At 68.2% G+C, this 14969-nt stretch carries 16 protein-coding genes, 1 pseudogene and 1 riboswitch; of the genes and pseudogenes, 8 read left to right on the top strand and 9 right to left on the bottom strand.

Annotated elements, in window-relative coordinates; all coding sequences use genetic code 11:
* Positions 1-61 precede the first annotated feature (61 nt).
* The 3 genes and pseudogenes from U1T56_RS06190 to U1T56_RS06180 all read left to right on the top strand — a co-directional run.
* Complete coding sequence (locus tag U1T56_RS06190) at positions 62-2326, top strand: GumC family protein (protein ID WP_418158566.1); 2265 nt, start codon at positions 62-64, stop codon at positions 2324-2326.
* Positions 2327-2832: 506 nt separating this feature from the next.
* Positions 2833-3114, top strand: coding sequence for an AbrB/MazE/SpoVT family DNA-binding domain-containing protein (locus U1T56_RS06185; protein ID WP_418158605.1), 282 nt, complete (start codon positions 2833-2835; stop codon positions 3112-3114).
* A pseudogene (locus tag U1T56_RS06180) lies at positions 3072-3218 on the top strand (type II toxin-antitoxin system PemK/MazF family toxin); the annotation flags it as partial. The gene U1T56_RS06185 and the pseudogene U1T56_RS06180, both read left to right, overlap by 43 nt.
* Positions 3219-3260: 42 nt before the next feature.
* Here U1T56_RS06180 and U1T56_RS06175 read toward each other — a convergent pair.
* The 7 genes from U1T56_RS06175 to U1T56_RS06145 form a co-directional block, all read right to left on the bottom strand.
* On the bottom strand, positions 3261-4481 hold the full coding sequence (locus U1T56_RS06175; RefSeq protein WP_418158565.1) for an NADP-dependent isocitrate dehydrogenase: 1221 nt from the start codon (positions 4479-4481) through the stop codon (positions 3261-3263).
* Positions 4482-4599: 118 nt separating this feature from the next.
* Entirely contained in the window at positions 4600-5268 is a 669-nt protein-coding gene (gene dnaQ / locus U1T56_RS06170) for a DNA polymerase III subunit epsilon (protein ID WP_418158603.1), read from the bottom strand.
* Between the two features lie 2 nt (positions 5269-5270).
* A complete protein-coding gene (coaE, locus tag U1T56_RS06165; RefSeq protein WP_418158564.1) occupies positions 5271-5930 on the bottom strand; it encodes a dephospho-CoA kinase in 660 nt (219 codons plus the stop codon).
* Positions 5927-6547, bottom strand: coding sequence for a Maf family protein (locus tag U1T56_RS06160; protein ID WP_418158563.1), 621 nt, complete (start codon positions 6545-6547; stop codon positions 5927-5929). Before U1T56_RS06160 ends, coaE begins: the two co-directional genes overlap by 4 nt.
* A gap of 17 nt (positions 6548-6564) precedes the next feature.
* On the bottom strand, positions 6565-7917 hold the full coding sequence (locus U1T56_RS06155; RefSeq protein ID WP_418158562.1) for an ATP-binding protein: 1353 nt from the start codon (positions 7915-7917) through the stop codon (positions 6565-6567).
* 5 nt (positions 7918-7922) lie between these two features.
* The gene (locus U1T56_RS06150) at positions 7923-8618 is read right to left on the bottom strand and encodes a response regulator (RefSeq protein ID WP_418158561.1); all 696 of its coding nucleotides are present in this window, start codon (positions 8616-8618) and stop codon (positions 7923-7925) included.
* Positions 8615-9106, bottom strand: coding sequence for a MarR family winged helix-turn-helix transcriptional regulator (locus tag U1T56_RS06145; protein WP_418158560.1), 492 nt, complete (start codon positions 9104-9106; stop codon positions 8615-8617). The genes U1T56_RS06150 and U1T56_RS06145 overlap by 4 nt, the downstream gene beginning before the upstream one ends.
* 125 nt (positions 9107-9231) lie before the next feature.
* Here U1T56_RS06145 and U1T56_RS06140 point away from each other — a divergent pair, with 125 nt between their 5' ends.
* Both U1T56_RS06140 and U1T56_RS06135 read left to right on the top strand, forming a co-directional pair.
* A complete protein-coding gene (locus tag U1T56_RS06140) occupies positions 9232-10104 on the top strand; it encodes a branched-chain amino acid aminotransferase (RefSeq protein ID WP_418158559.1) in 873 nt (290 codons plus the stop codon).
* A 43-nt stretch (positions 10105-10147) separates the two neighbouring features.
* Positions 10148-10741 (top strand): LOG family protein, encoded by a 594-nt coding sequence (locus U1T56_RS06135; protein WP_418158558.1) that lies wholly within the window; start codon positions 10148-10150, stop codon positions 10739-10741.
* Between the two features lie 52 nt (positions 10742-10793).
* Here the strand turns inward: U1T56_RS06135 and secB are convergent, their stop codons facing one another.
* Positions 10794-11285, bottom strand: coding sequence for a protein-export chaperone SecB (secB, locus tag U1T56_RS06130; protein ID WP_418158557.1), 492 nt, complete (start codon positions 11283-11285; stop codon positions 10794-10796).
* Positions 11286-11298: 13 nt separating this feature from the next.
* Entirely contained in the window at positions 11299-11841 is a 543-nt protein-coding gene (locus tag U1T56_RS06125; protein WP_418158556.1) for a histidine phosphatase family protein, read from the bottom strand.
* Positions 11842-12125: 284 nt separating this feature from the next.
* On the opposite strand from U1T56_RS06125, the gene U1T56_RS06120 reads away from it, so the two are divergent.
* The 3 genes from U1T56_RS06120 (at position 12126) to U1T56_RS06110 (ending at position 14548) form a co-directional block, all read left to right on the top strand.
* The gene (locus U1T56_RS06120; protein ID WP_418158555.1) at positions 12126-12827 is read left to right on the top strand and encodes a Tim44/TimA family putative adaptor protein; all 702 of its coding nucleotides are present in this window, start codon (positions 12126-12128) and stop codon (positions 12825-12827) included.
* An 11-nt stretch (positions 12828-12838) separates the two neighbouring features.
* Positions 12839-14047 carry a murein transglycosylase A gene (gene mltA, locus U1T56_RS06115; protein ID WP_418158554.1) on the top strand — a complete coding sequence of 403 codons (1209 nt, stop codon included), beginning with the start codon at positions 12839-12841 and terminating at the stop codon, positions 14045-14047.
* A 126-nt stretch (positions 14048-14173) separates the two neighbouring features.
* A complete protein-coding gene (locus tag U1T56_RS06110) occupies positions 14174-14548 on the top strand; it encodes a hypothetical protein (RefSeq protein WP_418158553.1) in 375 nt (124 codons plus the stop codon).
* 269 nt (positions 14549-14817) lie between these two features.
* Positions 14818-14929, top strand: a riboswitch (TPP riboswitch).
* Positions 14930-14969: the final 40 nt, after the last annotated feature.

Here is a 14969-nt window from a genome sequence, read left to right as displayed (position 1 = left end):
GTCGATTGCATGCTGCCGGCAGCGCTCCTGCCAACGGCAACACCGCCATAGCTGGACGGACATGACCACCTCGCCTGCCCAAACCTACCAGCCTGCACCAGAATATTACCTACCGCAGGATGCGGGTATCGACATCAAGGATCTGCTCGCCATCCTGCGGCGTCGCCGCTGGGTGATCCTCTCGACGATCCTGGTGCTGACGACCCTGGCCGTGCTCATCGGCTTCCAGCTCACGCCGAAATACACGGCGAAAGCGCTGGTCATGATCGACCCGCGCCAGACCAAGGTGGTCAATGTCGAGCAGGTGCTGCAGGGCCTCGGCACCGACGCCTCGACGGTCGAGACCCAGATCAAGGTGCTGAAGTCGCGCGATCTGGCCGACCGGATCATGCAGAAGCTGGACCTCTACCAGGATCCCGAGTTCAATCGGGCTCTGGACCGCAAGGCCGGCGACCTGGCGCTCAACGTGGACGGGCCGTTCGCGACGGTCCTCGGGCTCCTGCCCAAGGAGTGGCTGATCGCGACCGGGCTCGCCGACGAGCCGCTCGATGCCACCGCCGAAGCCAAGCCGGCGCTCGAGCGCGAGGCGGCGATCGACAAGTTCGACGACAACCTGAAGGTCACGCAGGAGGGCCGCTCCTACGTGATCGGACTCTCCTTCACCTCGAAGGATCCCGAGAAGGCCGCGAAGATCGTCAACACCGTGGCCCAGACCTACGTCCAGGACCAGATCGACACCAAGCGCGCGGCGACGTCCAAGGCGAGCGGCTTCCTCGGCGAGCGGCTCCAGAGCCTGCGCGACGAGGTGCAGAAGGCCGAGGCCGCCGTTCAGGAGTTCCGCAAGAAGAACCAGCTCGTCAGCGCCGATGGCGTCTCGTTGAAGGAGAAGGACCTCTCCGATCTCAGCAAGGCGCTGATCAGTGCCCGGGCCGAACTCGCCGAGAAGCAGGCGAAGCTCAAGCTCGTGCGCGATCTGCGCGCGCGGGGCGGCGAGGAGCTCGACACGGTGGGCGACGTCATCGACTCGCAGGTGATCATCAACCTGCGCCAGCAGGAGGCGGCGCTGACCAAGGAGGAGTCCGAGCTCAAGACCCTCTACGGCGAGAAGCACCCGCGGATGCAGACGCTGCTGACCGAGAAGCAGAACCTGCAGAGCAAGATCGCGCGCGAGGTCGACCGGATCGCAAAAAGCCTCGAGAACGAGGTGAAGGTGCTGGCCTCGGGTGTCGCCACCATCGAGGGCGAGATCAACGATCTCAAGAAGCAGACCACGGCCGACAACGAGGCCAGTGTGCGCTTGCGCGAGCTCGAGCGGCAGGCGCAGGCGAGCCGGCAGCTCTACGAATCGTTCCTCGAGCGGTTCAAGGAGACCAAGGAGCAGCAGGACATCGTCGAGGCCGATTCGAAGGTGATCTCGGTCGCGACCCCGCCCGACAAGCCGAGCACGCCGGGTCCCGTATTGTTCGGTGCCGTGGGTTTCACCGCCTCCGCCATGCTCGGCACGCTCCTCGCCCTCCTGCTCGAGCGGCTCGACAATGGCCTGCGCGGCGCCAAGCAGGTCGAGCAGCTCATCGGCCTGCCCACCTTGGGCCTCGTGCCGCGGCTCGAGCGGCTCAAGCGCAACCAGAAGCCGCACAACTATCTGATCGCCAAGCCGCTTTCGGCCTACGCCGAATCGCTCCGCGCCATCTACACCTCGCTCCAGCTCTCGGATGTCGACCATCCGCCGAAGATGGTGCTCGTGACCTCCTCGCTGCCGCAGGAAGGCAAGTCGACGCTCTCGCTGAGTCTCGCCTGCTTCGCCGCCAACTCGGGGCAGAAGGTGCTGCTCATGGACGTCGACCTCCGGCACCCGAGCGTGCACCGCGACCTCGGCACCCAGCCGACCGCGGGCCTCATCGAGTACATGGCCGGCGAGAAGACGCTGGACGAGGTGCTGGTCCGGGACGAAGCGAGCGGCATCTGGTATCTGCCCATCAAGCGCCAGACGGCGAACCCGACCGATCTCCTCGGCAGCCAGAAGATGAAACAGCTCCTGGCCGAGCTCAGGGAGCGGTTCGACTTCATCGTGCTCGACTCGGCACCGCTCCTGGGTGTTACCGACAGCAAGGTCGTCGCCCGGCTGGTCGACAAGGTCCTGTTCGCCGTGCAGTGGGAGAAGACCAGCAAGGATACGGTGGTGAACGCGCTCGCCCACATGCGCGAGGCCAAGGCCAGCGTCGCGGGCGTGGTCCTGACCCAGGTGGATGTGCGCAAGCACGCCCATTACGGCTACGGCGACGTCGGCCAGTACTACGGCAAGTACCAGAAGTACTACGTGAACTGACGTCCCGGCGGTCCGAGCCGCCGCAGCGCCCGCCGCGAGCCCCGCTCCGGCGGGCGCCTTTCGTTCGGGAAGGCCGGAACGGGCCGGTAGTCGGCAAGGCGCTCGAAACGAGCTATAGCGGCAGAGCCGAGCGGATCGTCCGCCGGCATCCTGTTCGGTGCCGGCCACAGCCATGTCCGCCCGGCCCGAGAACGGAGGAACCGGTTCGATGCGTCTCTACGATTTCGGCGCCACCATCATCCTGGCCGCCGCCGTCGCCGCGGCGATCGCGCTCATCGTCGCCGCCCAGGTGACCTGAGGAGACCGTGGGCGGCGCTGCCGAGCGCCGCCCACGAGCATCCGGAGCGGCTCGTTCCGGCGCGAGGCTCGGGCCGGCAGGCAAGGGCCCGCCCTCGAAGGTGCGGGTCCGGAATCCTGCTAGGTACGAAGGAAAGGCGCTCCGCGGATCCGTTGAAGGCGCGGCGTGTAGATACATTTGGACTTACATGATCGGTCGGGGCTAGTCCATGCGCGCTTCGCTGGTACGGATCGGAAACTCGAAAGGCCTGCGCACCCCGAAGCCTGTCCTGGAGCAATGTGGATTCGGCAACGAGGTGGAGCTCCAGGTCGAGCCCGGGCGGCTGATCGTGCTGCCGGCGAAGGCACATCCGCGCGAGGGCTGGGAGCAGGATTTCGCGCAGGCCGAGGCCGAGCCGCCGCTGTTGCCCGAGGACATGCGCGCACGCTTCGAGGAGAAGTGGACCTGGTGGGTTTCGACCCGCCGGCGCGGTTCGAGGTGTGGCTCGTGAACCTCGATCCGACCGTCGGGGCGGAGATCCGGAAGACGCGGCCGGGGGTGGTGATCTCGCCCGACGAGATGAACCGCCATCTGCGGACGGCGATCGTGGCTCCCGCAAAGTGAGGGGCGGCAGCGAGGCTGCCGCCCCGGAGCGGATTAGGCCGCGCTCATACGGGCCTTCAGGTTCTCGTCGAGCTTGTCGAGGAACTGGGTGGTGGTGAGCCAGGGCTGGTCGGGGCCGATCAGGACGGCGAGGTCCTTGGTCATGAAGCCGGCCTCGACCGTGTCGATGCAGACCTGCTCCAGCGTGGCCGCGAACTTCTCGACCTCGGGCGTGCCGTCGATCCGGGCTCGGTAGGTGAGGCCGCGGGTCCAGGCGAAGATCGAGGCGATCGGGTTGGTCGAGGTCTGCTTGCCCTTCTGGTGCTCGCGATAGTGGCGCGTCACCGTGCCGTGCGCCGCTTCGGCCTCGACGGTCCTGCCGTCGGGCGTCATCAGTACGGAGGTCATGAGGCCCAAGGAGCCGAAGCCCTGCGCCACCGTGTCGGACTGCACGTCGCCGTCGTAGTTCTTGCAGGCCCAGACGAAGCCACCCGACCACTTGAGCGCCGCGGCCACCATATCGTCGATCAGGCGGTGCTCGTAAGAAAGGCCCTTTGCCTGGAACTTGTCCTTGAACTCGCTGTCGAAGATTTCCTGGAAGATGTCCTTGAACCGGCCGTCATAGGCCTTGAGGATCGTGTTCTTCGTGGAGAGATAGAGAGGATAGTTGCGCATCAGCGCGTAGTTCATCGACGCGCGGGCGAAGTCGCGGATCGAGTCGTCGAGGTTGTACATGGCCATGGCCACGCCCGAGCCCGGGAACCTGAACACCTCGATGTCGATCGGCTGCGAGCCGTCCTCGGGCTCGAAGCGGATGGAGAGCTTGCCCTTGCCCGGCACTTTGAAGTCGGTGGCGCGATACTGGTCGCCGAAGGCGTGACGGCCGATGACGATGGGCTGGGTCCAGCCGGGCACGAGGCGCGGCACGTTCCTGCAGACGATGGGCTCGCGGAAGATGGTGCCGCCCAGGATGTTCCTGATCGTGCCGTTGGGCGACTTCCACATCTGCTTGAGACCGAACTCCTTCACCCGCGCCTCGTCGGGCGTGATCGTGGCGCACTTCACGCCCACGTTGTGCGCCTTGATCGCCTCGGCGGCCTCGACCGTGACCCGATCGTCGGTGGCGTCGCGATTCTGGATGCCGAGATCGAAATAGATCAGGTTCACGTCGAGGTAGGGCAGGATCAGCTTGTCCTTGATCATCTGCCAGATGATGCGGGTCATCTCGTCGCCGTCGAGCTCGACGATCGGGTTCTTGACCTTGATCTTCTGCATCGGAAGCCTCCGCGCCCTAGCCGGGGTGAGATGGATATGAAGCCGCGCGGTGTGTAGCCCGTGGGTGGAGCCGCCGCAAAGCGGTGGTGCGTCGCAGCGAAGCAGGCCGAAATGCCGCTCAGCTATTCCAGACCGGGTTCTCGAGCTTGGCGACGAAGGCGGCATGTGCCGCCAGCTCCTCGGGCGAGGGCGCATGCGGCCGCGGCGGGCGCACCTCGCGGACGATGCCGCGGCCGGCGCTGCGCACGCCCGGACGGTCGAGCCCGAGCGCGGTCTGCCGGCCGCCGATCAGGTGCAGGTAGACCTCGGCCAAAAGCGCGCAGTCCACGAGCGCCCCGTGCAGCGTGCGCGCCGAGTTGTCGACCCCGAAGCGGCGGCAGAGCGCGTCCAGGTTGTTGGGAGCGCCGGGGAAGCGGCGCTGCGCCATGAGAAGCGTGTCGATCGCCCTGCCCGGCGCCAGCACCTCGCGGCCGTGGCGCGCGAGCTCGGCATTGAGGAAGCGGACGTCGAAGGTGGCGTTGTGGATGACGAGCGGGCTGTCGGCGAGGAACTCGAGGAACGGGTCGATCACCTCCCGGAACGGCGGGTAGTCGGCCAGGAACTCGGCGCTGAGGCCGTGAACCCGGAACGCCTCCTCGGGCATGTCGCGCTCGGGGTTGACGTAGCTGTGGAAGGTCTTGCCGGTAGGCAGGTGGTTGACGAGCTCGAGCGCCGCCACCTCGACGATGCGATGGCCCTGCTCGGGGTCGAGGCCGGTGGTCTCGGTATCGAGCACGATCTCGCGCAGCATCAAGAAGCCCTTGCCGCAAGTCGGACATTCCCGTACCGCAGCCAGCGCTCCGGCCAGGCCTTCGGCCGGAGCGTCAGCGCCGCACGGATCACCTCGCCGATCCGCTCGGCGAGGGCGCCACTGTCATAGCCCGATGCGATCACGAAATCAGCCCGCTTGCGCTTCTCGGGATCGGGAAGCTGCTTGGCGCGGATCTGGGCGAGCTTCGCGGGTGTCATGCCGGGCCTTCGCAGCGCTCGCTGCTCCTGCAGGATCGGGCTCGCCGAGACCACGGCCACGGCATCGACGCGGTCTTCCCCACGAGTCTCGAACAGGAGCGGGATGTCGAGGACCACGAGCGGCGCTCCCGCCCGGCAGGCGCGGCGCAAGAATCGGCCCTCGGCCGTGCGCACGAGCGGGTGGACGATGGCCTCGAGCCGGCGCAGCGCCGCTGCGTCGCCCAGGACATGCCGGCCGAGCGCCCCGCGGTCGATGGACCGGTCGGCGGCGAGGACACCCGGAAAGGTGACCGCGACGGGAGCGACCGCCGCGCCGCCGGGGGCGAACAGCGCATGGACGACGGCATCGGCGTCGAACACGGGCACGCCATAGGCCCGGAACATGGCGGCGGCCCGGCTCTTGCCCATGGCGATCGAGCCGGTGAGCCCGAGCACGATCATCGCAAGAGCACGCCCTGGTCGCGCAGGAACTGGAGCAGCGGCAGGAGCGGCAGGCCCAGGATGGTGAACCAGTCGCCCTCCACCCGCGCCATGAGCTGCGCCCCCAGCCCTTCGAGCTGGTAGGCGCCGACACAGGCCAGGATGTCGGGACCGGCGGCTGCGACGTAGCGGTCGAGGAACGCGTCCGAGCAGTTCCGTACCCAGAGCCGGGCCACGTCGACGTGCTGCCAGATGCGGGAGTTGCCACGGAACGCCACCACGCCGCTCACGAGCCGGTGGCGCCTGCCGCGCAAGGCGGCGAGCTGGGCCCGCGCGGCCGCGGCGTCCTTGGGCTTCTCGAGCCACGCCCCCTCGAGCTCGAGGAGCTGGTCGGCGCCGACGACGATCGCGGGCTCCGGGGCCTGCCGGGCGACGAAGGCGGCCTTGAGCCCGGCAAGAGCGATGGCCGCCTCCTCGACCGGCACGGCCTCCGCCTGCAGCGCCTCGCGCGCCGCGGCCTCGTCGACCAGCGCCTCGGCCTGGGTGAAGGGCACGCCCGCAGCCCGCAGAAGCTGCGCCCTGGCAGCGCTCTTCGAGGCCAGGATCACGGGCGGCGCGGCCGCCAAGGTGATCTCCATGCCGGATTCCTCCATTCTCAGCCGGGCATGCGTAAGATGGCCTTGAGCCCGCCCTTGCGCGACCGGCTCAGCTTCAGATCGCCGCCGTGCGCCAGCACCACGTCGCGGGCGATGGTGAGGCCGAGGCCAGTGCCCTCGCCGGCCTTCTCGTCGAGGCGGACGAAGGGCTCCAGCACCTTCTCGCGCCAGGCCTCCGGGATGCCGGGGCCGTCGTCCTCGACCGCGATCTCGACCATGTCTTCCTTCTGCCGCACCGAAATACCGATCCAACGCCCGTAACGGCAGGCATTGTCGACGAGATTGCTCAGGCAGCGATGGAACGCGGTCGGCCGCAGCGGCATGACGATGGGCCGGTCCAGCATGATCTCGAGGGTCGCGCCGCTGCGCTCGGCCCGCTGCCGCATGCTCTCGAGGATGGGGCCGAGGTCGGTGGGCTCGACGCTCTCCCGGCCCTCACCACGGGCGAAGTCGAGATAGACCTCGACCAGCTTCGACATCTCCTCGACGTCCTGCTTGAGGCCCGCCAGCACCGGATCGTCGCCCGTCCCCATGAGCTCGAGCTCGAGCTTCATACGGGTCAACGGCGTCCTGAGGTCGTGGCTCACCGCCGCCAGCATCTCGGTGCGCTGGCTGATGTGGCGCAGGATCCGGTGGCGCATGAGGTTGAAGGCGTGCGCCGCCTGGCGGATCTCGGCCGCTCCGCGCAGGCGGAAGTCGCCGACGTCGCGCCCCTTGCCGAAGCTGTCCGCAGCCTTGGCGAGCTGGCGGATCGGGCGGACCTGGAGGCGGAGGAAGTAGATCGAGATGGCGCTCAAGACCACGGAGCCGCCGACCATCCAGCTGAACAGGAGCCAGGCCGTGGTGCTGGTGAGGCGCTTTCGCGCCACGACCACCTCGAGGAGCCCCGGCGCTATCTGGACGAAGACGGTGGCTCGGTCGGGATCCTCGGTCTCGAGGTCGACCGCGAACGGGTAATGCAGCCGTTCGGCGAAGGATTCCAGGATCTTGTTGTCGATGTGGCCGACATTGGGGTTGATGTCGGCTGCCGCCACCGCATCCTCGAGCCGGCCGCCGGGCACGAGCGTGATGGTGAGATCGGTGTTGCGGCTGGCATGCTCGATCAACGCCTGACGTTCGGTCGCATCGGGCGCGTTCTCGATCATCTCGGCGAGCATCGCCACCTCGCCCGCCACACCGAAGGCGAGCCAGCGGGTCACGGTGTCCCAGTGGCGGTTGTAGAAGACGAAGGTGAGGATGATCTGGAGGATCAGAAGCGGGACGACGATGATCAGGAGCGACCGCCAGAACAGGCTGCGCGGCACGATGAGCCGGTTCAGGAGCCGGCGAAGCTGCCTGATCTCTGCCAGCACGACGCTCAGCTCCCGAGCCTGAGCACGTAGCCGGAGCCGCGCATGGTCAGGATGTAGCGCGGCTGGCGCGGGTCGTCTTCGATCTTGCGCCTGAGGCGTGCCATCTGCACGTCGACCGCTCGGTCGGATCCGGCCACGACACCTTTCTCGCCGAGCTCGGCCCGGCTCAAGGCCCGGCCGGGCTTGGCCGCGAGCGCCTGGAGCAGCGAGATCTCGCCGGTGGTGAGATGGATCACCTCCTCGTCGCGCTTGAGCTCGGCCGTGCGCCGGTTGAAGGTGAACGGGCCGAAGCGGATCACGTCGTCAGTGCGGGCGGCCTGCACGCGCCTGAGGATGGTCGCGATCCGGAGCAGGAGTTCGCGCGGCTCGAAAGGCTTCGGCAGGTAGTCGTCGGCCCCGGCCTCGAGGCCGGCGATCCGATCCTCGGGCGTTCCTCGCGCCGTCAGGAGCAGGATCGGCACGTCGCTCTCGCGCCGCAGCTCCTCGGTGAGCGAGAGCCCGTCCTGACCCGGCATCATGATATCGAGCACGACGAGGTCGAAGGCGAGGTTCTTGAGCTTGGACTTGGCCTCGACGGCATCGGCCGCCGCGGTGGCGTAGTAGCCGTTCTGGACGAGGTAGCGGTGCAGGAGCTGACGCAGCCGCGCATCGTCGTCGACCACCAGAATGTGAGGCGCTTCCTCTTCCGCCGCTGTGCTCATCGCGTCCTCATCCCCGCCGTCAGTCGCCGCAGGAGGTCGCGCCGCGGCTCGCCCAGAAGATCGAGGAGCACGCGCTGGAAGCCCTCGACCGCGGTAGCGCCGGCACTCTTGAAGGCGAGCCTGAGGCGCCGTTTCTGCAGCGCCTTGATCTCGGCCAGGAGCGCCGCCGCCTTGTCGGTGAGGCGCAGAGGCCGCTTGCGCCGGTCCTGTGTGGTCGTTTCCTGATCGATCAGGCCGCTCTCGGCAAGACGCTTCAGATGGCGCGAGAGGGTCTGCTTGCTGACGCCCAGGACGGCGCTCAGCTCCGCCAGGGTGATCCCGGGCTGGCGCTCGATCAGGAAGAGCGTATGATGATCGATCTCGTCGATGGCGCCTTGCGCGCGCAACGCCTGGGCATCGAGATTGAGCTGATGGCCGACGAAGTAGAGCAGCTCGAGACCGCGATCGAGCTCCTCCTCGCGCAGGAACAGGGGGTTCGGTGAAGCCATTTTCCAGCAGGTGCAGGCTGCGGCGCCGTTGATTGACACATATGAGGGGCGGTGATAGCGATCGCAATCCTCAAATCTTGCAGCATTTTAACCTCAACGTCGCCTTCCCGCGCAGGGGCCTTGCCATGTCGCAGCTAGTTCCGTTCGACGATCGTGACGGCTTCATCTGGATGAACGGCGAGATGGTGCCGTGGCGCGAGGCGAAGATCCACGTGCTCACCCATGGCCTGCACTACGGCTCCTGCGTCTTCGAGGGCGAGCGCTGCTACAACGGCAAGGTGTTCAAGAGCACCGAGCACAGCCAGCGTCTGATCGACAGCGGCCGCATCCTGGGCTTCGAGGTCCCCTACTCGGTGGAGGAGCTCAACGCCGCCAAGGACGCGCTGATCCAGAAGATGGGCTTCAAGAACTGCTATGTCCGCCCGCTCGCCTGGCGCGGCTCGGAGCAGATGGGCGTCTCGGCGCAGAAGTCCAGGATCAACGTCGCGATCGCCGTCTGGGAGTGGGGTGCCTACTACAGCGATCTGCGTCTCACCAAGGCGGTCTACGACCGGCCCGCCCCCAACACCGCTCCGGTGCACGCCAAGGCCGCGGGTCTCTACATGATCTGCACGATCAGCAAGCACGCGGCCGAGGCCAAGGGCTTCGGCGATGCCTTGATGCTGGATTATCGCGGCTACATCGCCGAGACCACGGGTGCGAACATCTTCCTGGTGAAGAACGGCGAAATTCATACGCCGAAGCCCGACTGCTTCCTCAACGGCATCACCCGGCGCACGGTGATCGATCTCGCGAGGAAACGCGGCTACGAAGTGATCGAGCGGCACATTCTGCCCGATGAGGTCCGTGACGCGCAGGAGATCTTCGTCACCGGCACCGCCGCCGAGGTGACGCCCGTGCGGGCGATCGACGATCTGAGCTACCAGGTGGGCCCCGTCACCCGGCAGCTCATGGAAGACTTCCACAATCTCACGCGCGGCGACGCCAAGGCCGCCTGACGCGCCGCTTCCGTCCTTCTCGCTCATAGGGGAGCGGCGTCTCGTGGCCTCCGCTTTCGGCAGCGGCGCCGGCTCCTCCGGCGCCGTGTTCAGCGTCGGCGTCTTTTGCGGCTCGCGACCGGGCAGCAACCCGGTTTACGCTGCGGCCGCGGAGACCCTGGGCACCGGGCTCGGCCGCCGGAGCTGGCGGCTCGTCTATGGCGGCGGCGATGTCGGGCTCATGGGAACCGTGGCGCGCTCGGCGATGGCGGCAGGTGCCACGGTGCTGGGCGTGATCCCCCAGCGCCTGCTCGATCGCGAGGTCGGCAAGCGCGACATCACCGAGCTCCACGTCACCCGCAACATGTTCGACCGCAAGGAGCAGCTCATCGACGAGTCGGACGCGTTCGTGGCGCTGCCGGGCGGCCTCGGCACGCTGGACGAGATCCTGGATGCCGTAACGCTGCGCCAGCTCGGCTATCACGACAAGCCGATCCTGCTCGTCGATATCGACGGCTTCTGGCGGCGCGTCCGCGTCGTGCTCGAGCATTTCGTCGCCGAGGCGTTTGCGGACGCCAGCGTTCTCGCGCTCTGCGAGCTCGTGCCGGACGTGCCCGGGACGCTGGCGCGGCTCGAAGGCATCGCCCGCGGGCGTTGACGGCTTGCGGCATGCCCCTCCCCGCCCTCCCGGGGAGGGGCGGAGGGAAAGCTCAGGCCTGGGCTTCGCCCGCCTGCTGCACGCGCCGGCGATAGAGCGTCACGAAGTCGATCGGGTCGATCATGAGCGGCGGGAAGCCGCCGTCGCGGGTGCAGTCCGCGACCACGCGCCGCGCGAACGGGAACAGAAGGCGCGGACACTCGATCAAGAGCAGCGGCTGCAGGCTGTCCTCGGGGATGTTCGCGAGCGCGAACAGGCCGCCATAGACGAGCTCGATCAGGAACACCGCATTCTCGCCCGACTTCGCCTCGATGTGCAGATCGAGGATCACCTCGAACTGCTCATCTCCGATCTGGCCCGCGCGCACATCGACGTTGATCTGGATCTCGGGCCGCGGCTGGTTGGGCTGAAGGCCGAACGGTGCTCTCGGGTTCTCGAACGAGAGGTCCTTTACGTACTGGGTGAGGATGGCGAGGCGCGGGCCCTGCTGCGCCGCGGCATCGTCCTGGCCGCCGCCATTGCCGCCTTGGGTCTGATCGGTCATCGAGGCTGCTCCTTCAGGTAAGGGATGCCGCCTCGGCCAGATCGAGGCGGATGAAATCGGTGTTGTGGAGCTCCGCACCGGTGAGGCCGCGGATAAAGCCCCAATGGCTTACCACGGCGACTTCGTGCCGGTCCGGCAGGAGACGCATCTTGGCACGGAAGGCGGCGCAGCGCGCACCCAGGCTCTCCCAGCTCTCGATCACCCCGCCCCACCACACCTCGTCGAGACCGGAGAAGTCGAGCTGCGGCCAGAGCCGGGCGAGCTCCGCGGGCGGGCTGCCGAGGTCGCAGGAGAAGGCGCAGCGCTCCCGTACCAGAGGATCAACGGTGATCGGCAGATCGAGCGCCTCGGCGATGATGAGCGCGGTCTGCAGCGTGCGTCGGTAGGGGCTCGCGATCAACCGGCGCACGCCTTCGTGACGCAGCCGCTCGACCGCCCGGCGCGCCTGCTCGATTCCGGCCGCGGTGAGGGGAGGATCGGGCAGGCCGACATCGATCCGGCTCCAGCCGAAATGCTCGTTCCACGCCGATTCCGCGTGCCGGATCAGCAGAGTCATGCGGTCGAGATCTCCTGCGACGCCCTCCGCCAGGATCGGGCGCCGGCTGCTCACGGCCCGCGAGCGGTCGGCGGTTTCGCCGTGCGCCCTGCGGTGGCCGTGCGTGGGCCTTGTAGAGAAGGGAACGGAGGCGACGCAAGAGGAGCCGACCCCCCTTGCCGCCCGGCCGGTTGGTTTTTGCGGCACGGGGACTATATAGTGAACGAGCACCGGGCCGCACGGGTGTCGTGCGCGGGCGGCCTTCCTCGCCACCCTCCGCCCTCGGCGGTCAGTGATCCAGCGTGATGTCCGACGGCTTCGCTTATCTCGACATCCTCTTCTTCGCGATGATTGCCGCGTTCATCGCGTTCCGTCTGCGCAGCGTGCTCGGCCGCAAGACCGGACACGAGCGGCCGCGGGTCGATCCGATCAGCCAGCGTACGGCTGCCCGGGCCGGCGAAGGCCGGAGCGCCCCCGACAACGTGGTGCCGCTGCCGGAGCGGACACCCGCCTCGCCGGTCGAGGAGCCGGCCCCGGGCAGCATCGCTAGCGAGACGGTCCGGGCCGAGCTCGCCGCCATTCGGCGTGCCGACCCGAGCTTCGATCCGCAGCATTTCCTGCAGGGTGCCAAGGCGGCGTTCGGCATGATCGTCGAGGCGTTCGCGAAGGGCGACAAGGCCACGCTGCGTCCGCTCCTGGCCGACGAAGTGTTCATGCAGTTCGCCGGTGCCATCGATGCGCGCGAGCAGGCAGGGCGCGTCCTCTCGACCGAGCTCGTCGCCACTCGCGATGTCGAGATCGTCGCGGCGGTGCTCGTGGGTACGCGAGCCAGGATCACGGTCCGGTTCACGAGCGAGCAGATCAACGTCACCCGTGATGCCGCCGGCGAGATCGTCGAGGGCGACCCGCGGCGGATCGACACGGTCGTCGACGTTTGGACCTTCGAGCGCGACGTCCGCTCGCGCGATCCGAACTGGCAGCTGGTCGAGACGGGCGTGTCGATCTGATCCGATCCGACGTGATCGGCCGGCTTCCCCTCTCCGCACGACTCGTCGTGGCGCTCGCAGTGCTGCTCGCGCTCGCCGTGGCCTGCACCGAGCGGAAGAAGGGGCCGCCCGCCCTCGAGCTCGAGCCCGTGAGCTTCACGGCCCTCCCCGGCTGGGAGGACGACGATCCGCGCGAGGCGCTGCAGGCCTTTCGCGCGAGCTGTGGCCAATTCGCGCGCCAGGCGCCGGAGACGCGCCTCGGTGGAGCCGGCGGCTTCGCCGGCAGCGTCGCCGACTGGCTGCCCGCCTGTGTGGCGGCGGATGCTGCCGCCCGGGTCGGGACGCCCGAAGCGGCGCGCGCGTTCTTCGCGGCCGAGTTCGTTCCCTTCCGGGTGACGGACCGCGGTGACCCCGAGGGCCTGTTCACGGGCTACTACGAGCCGCTGCTCTCGGGCTCGCGCACGCCCGATGCGCGCTTTCGCTACCCGCTCCTGAAGCGGCCGGCCGATCTCGTCACGGTCGATCTGGGTGCCTTCGATCCCGAGCTCGCCGGGCGCCGCATCGCCGGCCGGGTCGAGAAGGGCAGGCTCGTTCCCTATCCCGATCGGGCGAAGATCGAGAGCGGTGCCCTTGCCGGCCGCGACCTCGAACTGCTCTGGGTCGACGATCCGATCGCGCGCTTCTTCCTCGAGATCCAGGGCTCGGGCCAGATCCGCCTCACGGACGGCGAGACCGTCCGGGTCGGCTACGCCGATCAGAACGGTCATCCCTATCGTGCCATCGGCAAGGATCTCCTGGAGATGGAAGCGATCCCCAAGGAGCGGATGTCGATGCAGGCGATCCGGGAATGGCTCGAGGCCCATCCCGACCAGGCACCCGAGGTGATGGCGAAGAACCGCTCCTACGTGTTCTTCCGCGAGCTGCCGGACCTCGCGCACGCTTCCGGCCCTCTGGGTGCCCAGGGCGTGCCGCTCGTTCCCGGCCGGTCGCTCGCGGTCGACCGCAAGTTCCTGCCGCTCGGAGCACCGCTCTGGCTCGACGCGACCGCCCCCTATCCCGACGGCAACCGGCCGCTGCGTCGTCTCGTCGTGGCCCAGGACACCGGGGGCGCCATCCGCGGGCCCGTGCGGGGCGACCTGTTCTGGGGGGCCGGGCCTCTGGCCGAGCATCTCGCCGGCCACATGCAGAGCCAGGGGCGCCTGTTCATCCTCCTGCCGCGGCGGCTGGCGCCGACGAGCTGAGCGTCGGCTGTCCCTCGCGCGAGGAGAAACCGATCCGGAGCGCTCCTTGGTATGCTGACGGGTCCGGCACCGGGCAGGCTCCGACCGGTTATGCTCCGCAGCCACCACGATTAGGGAGCTTTCCCCATGAACAGGCTCTGCCACCGCTCGGTGGTGCGGCTCGCCCTGTTCGTCGCACCGCTGGCGCTCGCCGCCTGCGCTGGCTCGTCCTCGGATCACGGCCGCGGTATGTTCGGCCTCGGCTCGCTCACCGGGAGCGACGAAGGCCGCTCCATCAGCTACCGCTGCAACGACGACCGGAGGCTCCGCGTCACGCTCAACGAGGATCGTGACCGCGCCACCGTCGAAGCCGGCGACAGGACCTACCGGCTCCGGCTGCGGGACCGGGAGGGTGACGAGCGCCGCTACGGTGAGGACAACGTGCAGCTCACCGTGGGTGACGGAAGAGCCTATCTGCGGGTCGCGGGCGGGCGCGACTATGCCGATTGCAGGGAGATCTGAACGGGTGCGAGCAGCTGCGGCGGGCGCGGCCGACAGGCGGCGAAAGGGCACGCGCCGGAGACCATGGCAGTAATCGCGTACCCGGCGCTTCGTCTCCTGCGTCGGGCCGAACCCGCCACTGGCCCGAAGAGCCGAGGAAAGCTCGCCGGCTGAAGCCTCGACCACCTCGACCGTCTCATCCGCGGCCGAACGCTGGCCCGTTCACCCGATTGTCCCGGGCAGAGCGCGCCGCGCCATTGCCAGCCGCAGCCTGCCTCTCTACATAAGGTCGCATCTCATCGGGGTGTCCGGACATTCCGTCCGGGCTGAGAGGTGCTGCGGCACGACCCGTCGAACCTGATCCGGCTCATACCGGCGAAGGGAATTGAGATGCCGAATGCCGCCTTGGTCACCGATCCCTCGCCTCTTCGTCGCGCGAGGG

This window comes from Benzoatithermus flavus, from assembly GCF_037908215.1.
In the GTDB taxonomy this organism is placed as follows: Bacteria; Pseudomonadota; Alphaproteobacteria; order Geminicoccales; family Geminicoccaceae; genus Benzoatithermus; species Benzoatithermus flavus.
Note: the sequence above shows the minus strand (reverse complement) of the source record. Positions and strands in the feature narration are given on the sequence as shown.